Raw genomic sequence first — 10,775 nt, 5'->3', positions numbered from 1 at the left:
ACTTTGCGGACACTCCCTAGACGCGTACAGGTCCCCGGGGGCGGAATCCGGTCCTGGGGAAGTCGGTTCGGTTCGGTCCGGTGCGGGTCCGTGCCGGGCCGCCGTCACTGCGGTGCCGGTACGCGGGCCTCGGGGCCGCCCGTACCGGCCGAGGCGCGGCGGGGACACGGTTTCCGGGCGAAGGCGCCCGCAACCCGTGCCGTGGCTGTCGCACCGCCGGGCGCCGGGCAGCGGGGCCTTCCGAACGGCCGGGCCTGCCCCGGCCGTCCGGCACCGGCCGGCCCACGACGGGCCGGGCGCCAGGGCCCCGGGCCCTCCGGCGGGCCGTCAGCCGGTCGGGGTGACGATGACGGCCGTCCCGTAGGCGCACACCTCGGTGCCCACGTCCGCCGCCTCCGAGACGTCGAACCGGAAGGCCAGGACGGCGTTGGCGCCACGCGCGCGTGCCTGTTCCGTCAGCCGTTCCATGGCCTGGTTGCGTGTCTCGACCAGGGTCTTGGTGAGCCCCTTCAGCTCGCCCCCGATCATCGACTTCAACCCGGCCCCGATCTGGCTCCCCAGGTGCCGCGAGCGCACGGTGAGCCCGAAGACCTCACCGACCACCTGCTGGACCTGGTGGCCGGGGACGTCGTTCGTGGTGACGATCAGGATGTCGGCCCCGGGCGACTGACCGCCCCCATAGTCTTCGATGCCCACGTGCGCACCTCCTCCTGGCGCCCACCCTGACCCGGACGGCGCGGCCGCGCACGCCGGAAGGCGCGAACGGGCAGTCACCGCCGCTTCGGCCGACCACCACGGGACGTGCGTACGGGGGTGAGCGGGCCGCCTGTCAGCAAGGGCGCCGTGCGTGGACGTACAGGTGCGGCTCGGGCTCCGCGTCGGGCCCGTGGGGGCGGTACAGGGCCGTGTGGTGGTGGACGACCTCCAGCCCCGCCTCCCGCAGCACCCGCAACTGGTCCTCGGTGGCCAGGCTGCTCACGGTGACCCTGTGGCCCATCCACACGATGTCCAGGCCCCTGACGTCACCCGGGACGGTCGCCATGGCGAACGCACCGCCGGGAGCCACCCACGAAGCCATCCTGCTCAGCGACCGCTCCACCTCCGGCTGGTCCATGACCAGCAGCGGGAAGAAGGCACACACCGCGTCGTACCCGCCCTCCGGCGCCCGGTAGGTGCGCACGTCGGCCTGCTCGAACGACGCGGCCGGGACACGCTCGCGGGCCAGCCGGACCATCCCGGCCGACACGTCGATCCCCGTGACGGCGTGCCCGGCGCCGGCCAGCCTCTCGGCGGCCGGCCGGCCGGTACCACTTCCCACGTCCAGGACGCGCGCCCCGGGCGGCAGACAGCCGACGAGCCAGTCCAGGGCGGCGAGTTGCCCCGGTACGTCGGCGAAGACCTCCTCGTAGCGGGCACCCACCGCGTCGAAGACGTCGGCGGCGGACGCACCGCCGGACCGTGGCACCTGGCTCACTCGGCCTCCTCCGTGTCACCCGGGACGGGGCCCGACGGTATCGCCGACGGCCGGCACCGGGCCAGGCCCCGGTCCTGACGCCGCGAAACCCGGTACCCCGGGGCCGTGCCGGCGGACGGTGTGCGAGGCTCGTGCCATGCGGTACATCATCATCGGTGCGGGCGCGGTCGGCGCCACCGTCGGCGGGCGCCTGGCCCGGGCCGGCAAAGAGGTCGTGCTGGTCGCCCGGGGCGCCCACGCGGAAGCCCTGCGGACGGACGGCCTGCGGCTCACCACCGCCGACGGCACCCACGTCCACCGGCTGCCGGTGGTGACCGGACCGGCCGAACTGGGCCCGCTGCGGCGCGACGACGTGCTGCTGCTCGCCGTGAAGACCCAGCACACCATCGACGCCCTCGACACCTGGGGCGACGCGGAGGTCGCGGGCGGCGGCACGGCGGCCCAGCGGCTGCCGGTGTTCTGCCTGCAGAACGGCGTGGAGAGCGAGCGGCTCGCACTCCGCAGGTTCGCCAGGGCGTACGGGATGTGCGTCTGGCTGCCGTCGACGTTCCTGCGGCCGGGCGTGGTCTCGGCGCTGTGCGCGCCGCTGACCGGCATCCTGCACATCGGGCGGGCGGCGGGCGGCAGCGACGCGCCGGCCGGGCGGGTGGCGGCCGACCTGGAGGCCGCCGGCTTCGAGGCCCCGGTCGTCGACGACGTGATGCGGTGGAAGTACGCGAAGCTGATCGGCAACCTGGGCAACGCGATCCAGGCGACGGCCGGCCCCGAACCCCACCCGGCGAAGGGCGCCCTGCTGGGGCGGGCGACCCGGGAGGCGGAGGAGGTCTTCGCGGCGGCGGGCATCGACTACGCCTCCCGCGAGGAACAGGCGAAGGCCCGCGACGGCAAGGTGGACCAGCCGCCCGGCGTGCGGGGCGGGTCGTCCTGGCAGAGCCTCGCCCGGGGCACCGGCTCGATCGAGGCGGACTACCTGAACGGGGAGATCTCGCTGCTCGGGCGGCTGCACGGCGTACCGACCCCGGTGAACGACGTACTGCGCCACGCCGCGAACATCTTCGCCCGCAAGGGGCTGCCGCCGGGTGCGATGTCCATCGAGGACCTCACGGCCCTCGCCGACGAGGCGGCCGCACGCGCCTCTGCCGACTGACTCCTCCAGCGCCCGACTCCTCTACCGCCCCACTCCTCGACCGTCCGGCAATTGACCGCCCGACTCTCGACCGACCGACTCGGCAGGCCACCCGACTCCTCGCCTCCCTGGCCCGTCGCGGGCCGGACTCCATGCCCGCCAGCCCGCCGCGCCGCCCGCCGCGCGGCCCCCGGCCCCGTACCGGCCATCGCTCCGACTTGATAGGCAAGTGACTGCTTGCCTATCGTGGGGGTGTGGCGGAGGATGTCTTCAAGGCGCTCGCCGACCCCACCCGCCGGCGCATCCTCGACGAGCTGGTGGAGCGGGACGGCCAGACCCTGTTCGAGATATGTACGCGGCTGGTGACGAAGCACGGGCTGGGGCTGTCGCGCCAGGCGATCAGCCAGCACCTGGCCGTCCTCGAGGCGGCGGGCCTGGTCGTCACGCGCCGTCAGGGCCGTTACAAGTTCCACGACGTGAACACCGAACCCCTGGAGCGCATCGTCACACGATGGCTCAGGCCCGACCCACCGGAGAAGACCTCATGAGGATCCATCTGTCCAGCGTCTTCGTCGACGACCAGGAGAAGGCGCTGCGCTTCTACACCGACGTGCTCGGCTTCGTGAAGAAGCACGACGTCCCGATGGGCGACGACCGGTGGCTGACCGTGGTCTCCCCGGAGGACCCCGACGGGACGGAACTGCTGCTCGAACCCTCCGGCCACCCCGCGGTGCGGCCGTACAAGACGGCCCTGGTCGAGGACGGCATCCCGGCCACCTCCTTCGCCGTGGACGACGTCCACGCGGAGTTCCGGCGGCTGCGCGGGCTCGGCGTGCGGTTCACCCAGGAGCCGCTGGAGATGGGCCCCATCACCACCGCGGTGCTCGACGACACCTGCGGGAACCTGATCCAGATCGTGCACAGCAAGTAGGCCGGCCCGCGGGAGGCGGTCGCGGGCCGGCACGCGGGCCGTGGCAGGATGGCCGGTCATGACCCTCCCCGACCACGGAAGTACGGTGCGTTCCGCCCTGCGGGACGCCTGCTCGGCGTCGTGGTCCGTCAGGGCGGACGCCGGTCGTCGCCTGGCGGGCACGGCCCAGGACGCCGAGGTGGCCGCCGTCCTGCTGCGGCTGCTGCTCGACGGGCAGGACACCTGGGTCACCCAGGAGACCGCGGAAGCCCTCCTCGAACGGGGTGACGAGACGGGCCTGAGGCTGGTGCTCGCCGCGCTCACGACCGCGGACGACGACACCGGCGACCACCTGCACGCCGCGGTCACCAACGTGTGCTGCCAGTCCGACGAGGGGCTGGAACGGCTCGGGACGCTGCTGGCCGCGCTGACCGGGGACGCCGACCCCCTGATCGGCGAGGAGGCGGGCGACATGCTCCGCGGGTGGGCCTTCCGTCGCTGAGCGGGCCCCGTCTCACCGGGGCCGGGCCGCGGGGCAGCGGGTCCGCACCGCGACGGCGCACCAGCCGGCGGCCACGGCGAGCGCCCCCACGACCAGCGCGGCCAGCAACGGAGCCTCGGGGCGCCAGCTCAGGGCGAGCCGGGTGCCCACGGCGACCAGCACGGTCGCCGTGCGCCCGGGAGCGTAGACGGGCAGCCGGGCGGCGGTCGCCCTCAGCGTCGCGGCGACCACCAGGCCCGTGACGCCCCACACGGCCAGATAGGGCCAGGCAGAGCCCGGGGCGGCGGGTGGCAGCCCGTACTCGTCCGGACCGAGGCGGAAGAGAGCCGTCGCCCAGCCCAGGCCCACCGCGAAGACGGTCACACCGACGACCCACAGGACGTGCCGCCGCAGCGGCCCGCGACGGACCGTCTCCTCGGCGGTCTGGTCCGGTTCACCGAAGAACAGAGAATCGATCACGCCTTCAGGGACGGTCCACGGCGCCGGAGCGTTGCCTCCGAACCGCCCCGCTCCGATGGCGGCGGCATTGTCAGACCCGTCTCGTAGCGTCGTGGGAGAGGGTCCGGAACGGCCGGGCCCCCGCACGTACGGGAGCGGGTCATGGGTGACATCAGAGTGGACAGGCGGCACCTGGACCGGTTGCTGGCCGACAGCGCCGGTACGTACGGCGCCCCCTACCAGCGGGTCTTCGCCGAGCTGGCCGAGACGCACCGTGGCAGGCCCGTCGAGGACATACTCCCGCGGCTCCGCCGGGCCGCCGACCGGGCGCTGCTCGAATTCACCCACGCCGATCTGCGCGAACAGGCCGCGGCGATCAGCACCGGTGAGCCGTACGTGCTGCGGGTCACCGTCACCTGAACACGGGGCGTACCGCAGTCGGCTCGGGGTTCGACTGCGGTACGCCCCGCACGGCGGACCGCAGGACGGGCCGGCCCGTGATCCCGCGTCTGCCCGGGCAGCCGGGCGGCATGCTGGGCCGCACGGGTGAACCCCACGGCTTCGCCGGAAGCGGCGGGTCCTGGACTGGCCGGGGCAGGACGCCGGACGGGATCAGGCGGTGCGGCCGGCGACGTGGCCGCCCGGATCGTCCGCCAGCGCCACGGCGGCCCTGGTCCGCTTGCCGACGGGCTGGCGCTCGATGGTGAAGCTCTGGCAGACGGCGACGACGATCTCCATGCCGTGCTGGCCGACCCGGCTCGCGTCCGCGGCCCTGGGGAACGGCAGTTCGGGGGCGCTGTCCCACACGGTCACCACGACCAGCCCGCCGCTGACCTCGAGATCCAGGAGGCAGGGGCCGGGCGCGTACTTGCAGACGTTGGTGACCAGCTCGCTGACCACCAGCTGCACCATGCCCATGGCCCGCTCCGACACCGGCAGGCCGTGGACGGCCTGGATGCGGGTGAGGAAGTCGCGGGCGAAGTCCCGCGCCATGCCGATGCACGAAGAATCGCCTTCGTACACGGCCGAGGCCGTCATCGGCCGGTCGTCGGCCGACACCCGGTCCGCCTCGTCGTGTGCATCCGCCATGCGGTACCCCCGTGCGCTCATGGGGCGCGACTACCCGCGAATTCACGCCACACACCCATGACGTCAGGACTCCGGTCGACGGCCGTTCGGACGGCCTGCGCCCAGGCGGTCCGGAACGCCGCGCGTCCAGCGCCGGTGGCATCTCACCGCGTCCGCACAGGCCCGCCGTGGGAACACCCGCTCCGCCACGGGAGCAGCCGGCCCCGCCCGCCCCGCCCAGGACGGGCAGCGCGGGCGGGGCGGGCAGGGGAGCCGAGCGGGAGAGGCGGCCGGGCTCAGGAGCCGGACGGGGCGACCATGGCGCGCAGGACGGTGCGCCAGTCCTCGTCCGGGTGCTCCCGCAGGGCCGGGGCGAGGCGCTCGGCGCGGTAGCGCCAGTGATGGTCGAGGTCGGGATGGACCTCGTCCGTCTCGCGGATCGCCCGGACGACACCGTCCCGCGCCTCCGGGTCACCGGCGTGCAGCAGCCCGGCCAGGTGCGTGGTGAGGTCCCGCCACGAGACGTGGCCCCCCACGGCGTTCGCCACCCCGTGCACGGGCGCGTCCAGGCAGGACGTCACCGCGCGGGCCAGCGCCGCCGCGTGCACCCACGGCGCGCCGTACCAGGCGTGGCCGTGGGAGCCCGGCGCCGGCAGGGTGACCGGCCGTCCCTCCCGTACCGCCTGGTAGAGCACCCCCGTGGCACCCCAGCGCAGCTGGTCGCGGAGCCGGTCGTGCGGGCCCCACACCAGCGGGGAGCGTACGGCGCTCGCACCTCCGCGCCCTCCGGTGCCGGCCGCGTCGAGCAGCAGCCGCTCGCAGTCCAGCTTGGCCCGGCCGTAGGGGCTCAGCGGCTGCCGCGACGGGGACTCCTCCTCCACCAGGTCCTCGGCGGGGTGCCCGTAGGCGTCGACGCTGCTGACGAAGACGAACGGACCGCGTTCCCAGGCCCGGACCATCGCCTCCATGGCGGCCACGTCCACCTCGGGGCGGGTGAACGTGCACGCCGCGTGGACCACCGCGTCGGCACGCGCGACCGCCGCGGCCAGGCCGTCCGGATCGGCGAGGTCGCCCTCGACGACGTCCACCCCGTCCCCGGCCACCAGGTGCGCGGACTCCGGCCGGGCGAGGGCCAGCACGGGACGCCCGCGCGCGGCGAGCTCCCGCAGGACGAACGCCCCGACCCCACCGGTGCCACCGGTGACCAGGACCGTCCCCTCCCGCGTACCGCGCAGACGCGCCCGGCGCGCGGGCACGGCAGCGGCGGCGGCGCGCTCCTCCGCGCGCCCGTCCAGGAGGGCGACGACCGCCCGGGGGGTACGGGCCTGCAGGACGTCCAGGCCGGTCAGCGGCAGCCGCAGCGCACCGCGCAGACGTTCCGCGAGCCGGACCGCGGCGAGCGAGTGCCCGCCCAGGACGAAGAAGTCGTCGTCCGGCCCGGGCGGCGGACAGCCCAGCACCGCCGCGAACGCCTCGGTCACCGCTTCCGCGCGCGGCCCGGCCGGAGCCGGGACGGACGGCATCCCGGGCAGCCGCGCGACGTCCGGCGCCCCCTGGGGCGTCCGGGGCACGGCGTCCAGCGGGGTCACGGTGACGGGCACCGACGCCGCCGGCAGCGACGCCCGCAGGTAGGAGCGCAGTTCGGCGCGGGAGGGGCCACCGATGCGCCGCGGCACGGCGTAGGCCAGCAGCGGTCCGCCGGCCGGCTCGACGACGACGGCGTCGGCGACCTCGGGGTGCGCCCGCAGCAGCGCCTGCGCCGGATGCGCGTCCGGGCCGTCCGTACCGTCCGTGCCCCCTCCGCCGTCGGCGGAGTCCGTGCCGTCCGGGCGGCCGGCCGCGGTCCCGGCGCCCGGGCGCCCGGGGCCGTGCTCCGGGGCCGTAGCGGGCAGCCGGGACAGCCGCAGCCCCGGATCGGCGGCGACGGCGGTGAGCAGGGCCGCGTAGCCGTCGGCCAGCGCGGCGGCCGCCGGCTCGTCCAGCGCGGCGCGGCCGTATTGGACGAGCGCGGCGGGGCCCTCCGTGTCGAGCAGGCCGAACGACAGGTCGAACTTGGCCTCGCCGACGCCCACGTCCACGTACGTGCCCTCCGTGCCGGGCAGCCGCAATACCGTGGGCTCCGCCACCACGTCGGCGGTCACCCGCACCAGCGCCGTCCCGTCGGCGGCACGGGCCGCGGCACCCAGCCGTTCCACCACGAGGTCGAACGGCACGTCCCGGTGGCTCTGGGCCTCCAGCAGCGCGTCCCGCACCCGCTCCAGGAGCACGGTGAACGCCGGGTCCCCGGACGCGTCGACCCGCACCGGAAGGGTGTTGACGCACAGGCCCACCAGCTCCCGCATGTCCGTACCCCTGCGGTGGGTGCCGGCGACACCGATGAGCAGGTCGTCCTCGCCGGTGAGGCGGTGCAGGGCCGCGAAGGACGCGGCCAGGGCGACCGTGAACAGGGTGGCCCGGTGCGCGGCGCCCAGTGCGCGCAGCGCACCCGGGACGTGCGGGGCGAGCGGCAGGGTGCGGACGCCGGCGGGCCGTGCGGCCACGTCGGCGGGCGGCCGCACCGGGCGGGGCAGCGCCGGCGGCACGGCCCCCTCCAGGCGGGCGGTCCAGTGGCGCAGCCCCTCCTCGAACCGGTCGGCCGACGCGTGCTCGTGGCGGGCGAAGTCCGCGTAGCGGGGCGGAGCGGGGACCGGCTCCGGTTCCGTACCGCCGAGTGCGGCCGTGTAGAGCCGGGTCAGGTCACGCGCGACGACCTCCAGGGAGGCGCCGTCGACGGCGATGTGGTGGAAGGTCAGCAGCACCGTGTGGTCCTCCGGCCCGTGCCGCAGCACCAGCAGCCGGGGCAGGGGGCCGGCGGACAGGTCGAACGGCCGGCGCGCCTCCTCGACCAGCAGGTCCCGGGCGCGCTCGGGGTCCGCGTCCACCACCCGCGCCCCGATCGGGCCGGGTGCGGGCAGGGCCTCCTGGAAGGGTTCGCCCTCCCGCTGCCCGTACCGCGTCCGCAGGATCTCGTGACGCCGGACGAGCGCGGTCAGGGCGGTGCCCAGCGCTTCGACGTCCAGCGGGCCGCGCAGCCGGGTGGCGAACGGCACGCTGTAGGAGGCGTCGCCGTGCCCGAGCCGGTCCATCAGCCACATACGGCGCTGGGCGTGGGACAGCGGTGCCGGGCCGCCGTCCGTCCGGGCGCCCGTGGCCGGCGCGGTGGGCCGGCCCGCGCCACGGGCACGCGCGCGGCGCAGCAGCTCCTCCTGGAGGGCGGCCGAGGACCCGGCCGCCGGTGTGCCGCCGGGGGTCGACGAGCCGCCGGCGGGCTCCGGTGTGCCGACCGCCGGCAGCATGCCGCCGCCGGGTGTCGCCGTGTCGCCGGCCGCAGGGGTGTCACTGGCCATCGGGGTCCTCCTGGGCGCTCGGGCGCAGGTCGCTGTGGGCGTCGAGCAGGGCCCGCTCGACCAGGGCGGCCTGCCCGGCCACCGTGGGGGCGGCGAAGAAGTCGGCGAGCGCCACGTCGACGCCCAGCTCCTCGCGCAGGTCGTCGGTGACGACGAGCGCGAGCAGGGAGTGCCCGCCCAGCGCGAGGAAGTCGGCGTCGGGCCGGGTGACCTCGCGGCCCAGGGAGCGGCTCCAGATGTCCGCGACCGCCTGCTGCAACGGCGTCAGCGGCGCGGCCGGGAGCGCGGCGGTCCCGCCGGGGGCGAGATCGGCGAGGGCGCGCCGGTCGACCTTGCCCGAGGCCGTCAGCGGCAGCCGGCCGACGACCGTCACCTCGTCGGGGACCAGGTGCGCGGGCAGGGTCGCGGCGAGCCGCTCGCGCAGCGCGCCGGGCCGGGGCACCGGGCCGGGCGCCGCCACGACGAACGCGACGAGCCGGGCGTCGTCCGGCGAGGGCCGGTGCACGGTGACGGCCGCGTCCTCCACGTCGGGCTGCCGGCGCAGGGCGTGCTCGACCTCTCCCGGTTCGATGCGGAAGCCGCGTACCTTCACCTGGTCGTCGGTCCGGCCGTGGAAGTCGAGGTTTCCGTCCGGGCGTACGGAGACGATGTCACCGGTGCGGTACACCCGGCCGAGGCCGGGGCGGTCGACGAAGCGCTCGGCGGTCAGCGCGGGCAGGCCCGCGTAGCCGAGCGCCAGTCGGCTGCCACCGATCCACAGTTCGCCGCGCCCGCCGTCCGGGACCGGCCGGCCGGTGTCGTCCAGGACGTGCGCGGTCGCGCCCGCGACGGGCCGGCCGATCGGCACGTGCCCGTCGCAGTCCGCGGCGGTGACCCGGTGGGCGGTGGCGAAGGTGGTGGTCTCCGTGGGGCCGTAGCCGTTGACCAGCTCCAGCCAGGGGAACGCGCGCAGGACCCGCCCCGCGTGCTCCGCCGACAGCGCCTCGCCGCCCACCACGACCGTACGGAGCAGGGAGAACACCCGCGACCGGCGGGCGGCGAGCTGGTGGAAGAGGGCGGTGGTGAAGAACGCGACGGTCGCGCCGTGGCGTTCCACGTGCTGGGCGAGGTCCTCGAACGAGGGCTTCTCGACGGTGCACACCACCACGGCCGCGCCGTTGGCGAGGGCTCCCCACACCTCGAACGTCGAGGCGTCGAAGGTCGCGGGGGAGTGGAAGAGCACCCGGTCGCGGGGGGTGAGGGTGACGTACGCCGGCTCCGACAGCAGCTCGGCGACGGCCCGGTGCGGTACGCAGACGCCCTTCGGCCGCCCGGTCGAGCCGGAGGTGAACATGATGAACGCCAGCGCGTCGGGGCCCGGTTCGGGAGCCGGCGCCCGGGTCCCGGACAGCGGCTCCTCGGCCGGGAGAGCGAGCGTGGGGCCGGTGAGGGCCACCGACTCGAGGAGCTTGTCGTCGCCGACGGTCAGCGTCACCCCGGCGTCGGCCGCCATCGCCTCCGAGCGCGGGCGGGGGTGCGCCGGATCCAGCGGTACGCACGTGGCGCCCGCCCACCACAGGGCCAGCTGCGCGACGACGGTGCGCGCCGAGCGCGGCATGAGCAGCGCCACCCGGTCACCCGGCCGGACCCCGTGCTCGTGCAGGTGCGAGGCGAGGGACCGGGCCCAGGAGACGAGCCGCTCGTAGGTGAGCGTGGTGTCGCCGTCGGCCACGGCCAGGGCGTGCGGGTCGCGCGCGGCGTGCCACGCCACCAGGGCGGGCAGCCCGGCGGCGAACGGCGGCCGGGGACCGGCGGGTACGGCCCGGGCGGGGGATGTCGGCACGGCTTCCGCCTCCGGTGTGTCGTCGGTGCGGGGTACGAGGACGGTCATC

The 10,775-nt window shown here is 75.9% G+C and carries 11 protein-coding genes; 5 read left to right on the top strand and 6 right to left on the bottom strand.

From position 1 onward, the window contains the following. Nucleotides 1-327: 327 nt before the first annotated feature. Both A4V12_RS31710 and A4V12_RS31705 read right to left on the bottom strand, forming a co-directional pair. A complete protein-coding gene (locus A4V12_RS31710) occupies nt 328-696 on the bottom strand; it encodes a YbjQ family protein (RefSeq protein ID WP_064072905.1) in 369 nt (122 codons plus the stop codon). Nucleotides 697-829: 133 nt separating this feature from the next. Then, a complete protein-coding gene (locus A4V12_RS31705; protein WP_079137520.1) occupies nt 830-1,474 on the bottom strand; it encodes a methyltransferase domain-containing protein in 645 nt (214 codons plus the stop codon). A gap of 136 nt (nt 1,475-1,610) precedes the next feature. On the opposite strand from A4V12_RS31705, the gene A4V12_RS31700 reads away from it, so the two are divergent. The 4 genes from A4V12_RS31700 to A4V12_RS31685 all read left to right on the top strand — a co-directional run bounded on the left by A4V12_RS31700 (nt 1,611) and on the right by A4V12_RS31685 (nt 4,012). Next, nucleotides 1,611-2,621: a ketopantoate reductase family protein gene (locus tag A4V12_RS31700; RefSeq protein WP_064072904.1), complete on the top strand. Its 1,011-nt coding sequence runs from the start codon at nt 1,611-1,613 to the stop codon at nt 2,619-2,621. Between the two features lie 233 nt (nt 2,622-2,854). After that, on the top strand, nt 2,855-3,148 hold the full coding sequence (locus A4V12_RS31695) for an ArsR/SmtB family transcription factor (protein ID WP_064072903.1): 294 nt from the start codon (nt 2,855-2,857) through the stop codon (nt 3,146-3,148). Continuing rightward, nucleotides 3,145-3,531, top strand: a complete 387-nt coding sequence (locus A4V12_RS31690; RefSeq protein ID WP_064072902.1) for a VOC family protein — start codon at nt 3,145-3,147, stop codon at nt 3,529-3,531. The genes A4V12_RS31695 and A4V12_RS31690 overlap by 4 nt, the downstream gene beginning before the upstream one ends. Before the next feature lie 58 nt (nt 3,532-3,589). Further along, nucleotides 3,590-4,012, top strand: a complete 423-nt coding sequence (locus A4V12_RS31685) for a hypothetical protein (protein WP_064072901.1) — start codon at nt 3,590-3,592, stop codon at nt 4,010-4,012. Nucleotides 4,013-4,024: 12 nt separating this feature from the next. On the opposite strand, the gene A4V12_RS31680 is transcribed toward A4V12_RS31685, so the two are convergent. Beyond that, nucleotides 4,025-4,471: a hypothetical protein gene (locus A4V12_RS31680; RefSeq protein WP_064072900.1), complete on the bottom strand. Its 447-nt coding sequence runs from the start codon at nt 4,469-4,471 to the stop codon at nt 4,025-4,027. A gap of 141 nt (nt 4,472-4,612) precedes the next feature. Here A4V12_RS31680 and A4V12_RS31675 point away from each other — a divergent pair, with 141 nt between their 5' ends. Further along, nucleotides 4,613-4,870, top strand: coding sequence for a hypothetical protein (locus A4V12_RS31675; RefSeq protein ID WP_064072899.1), 258 nt, complete (start codon nt 4,613-4,615; stop codon nt 4,868-4,870). Nucleotides 4,871-5,062: 192 nt separating this feature from the next. Here the strand turns inward: A4V12_RS31675 and A4V12_RS31670 are convergent, their stop codons facing one another. The 3 genes from A4V12_RS31670 to A4V12_RS31660 all read right to left on the bottom strand — a co-directional run bounded on the left by A4V12_RS31670 (nt 5,063) and on the right by A4V12_RS31660 (nt 10,774). Further along, nucleotides 5,063-5,539: an ATP-binding protein gene (locus tag A4V12_RS31670; RefSeq protein ID WP_064072898.1), complete on the bottom strand. Its 477-nt coding sequence runs from the start codon at nt 5,537-5,539 to the stop codon at nt 5,063-5,065. Nucleotides 5,540-5,814: 275 nt separating this feature from the next. Further along, entirely contained in the window at nt 5,815-8,904 is a 3,090-nt protein-coding gene (locus tag A4V12_RS31665; RefSeq protein ID WP_234372408.1) for a condensation domain-containing protein, read from the bottom strand. Continuing rightward, nucleotides 8,894-10,774 (bottom strand): non-ribosomal peptide synthetase, encoded by a 1,881-nt coding sequence (locus A4V12_RS31660; RefSeq protein ID WP_064072941.1) that lies wholly within the window; start codon nt 10,772-10,774, stop codon nt 8,894-8,896. Before A4V12_RS31660 ends, A4V12_RS31665 begins: the two co-directional genes overlap by 11 nt. Nucleotide 10,775 lies beyond the last annotated feature (1 nt).

This window comes from Streptomyces noursei (genome assembly GCF_001646665.1).
GTDB classification, from domain to species: Bacteria; Actinomycetota; Actinomycetes; order Streptomycetales; family Streptomycetaceae; genus Streptomyces; species Streptomyces lavendulocolor.
The sequence above is the reverse complement of the archived record's forward strand: the minus strand, read 5'-3'. Positions and strand labels throughout refer to the sequence as shown.

Excerpts from the sequence above, each read along its gene's own strand:
- A4V12_RS31670 (WP_064072898.1), bottom strand. The coding sequence starts at position 5,539 with ATGGCGGATGCACACGACGAGGCGGACCGGGTGTCGGCCGACGACCGG.
- A4V12_RS31690 (WP_064072902.1), top strand. The coding sequence starts at position 3,145 with ATGAGGATCCATCTGTCCAGCGTCTTCGTCGACGACCAGGAGAAGGCG.
- A4V12_RS31675 (WP_064072899.1), top strand. The coding sequence starts at position 4,613 with ATGGGTGACATCAGAGTGGACAGGCGGCACCTGGACCGGTTGCTGGCC.
- A4V12_RS31685 (WP_064072901.1), top strand. The coding sequence starts at position 3,590 with ATGACCCTCCCCGACCACGGAAGTACGGTGCGTTCCGCCCTGCGGGAC.
- A4V12_RS31660 (WP_064072941.1), bottom strand. The coding sequence starts at position 10,774 with ATGACCGTCCTCGTACCCCGCACCGACGACACACCGGAGGCGGAAGCC.
- A4V12_RS31700 (WP_064072904.1), top strand. The coding sequence starts at position 1,611 with ATGCGGTACATCATCATCGGTGCGGGCGCGGTCGGCGCCACCGTCGGC.
- A4V12_RS31665 (WP_234372408.1), bottom strand. The coding sequence starts at position 8,904 with ATGGCCAGTGACACCCCTGCGGCCGGCGACACGGCGACACCCGGCGGC.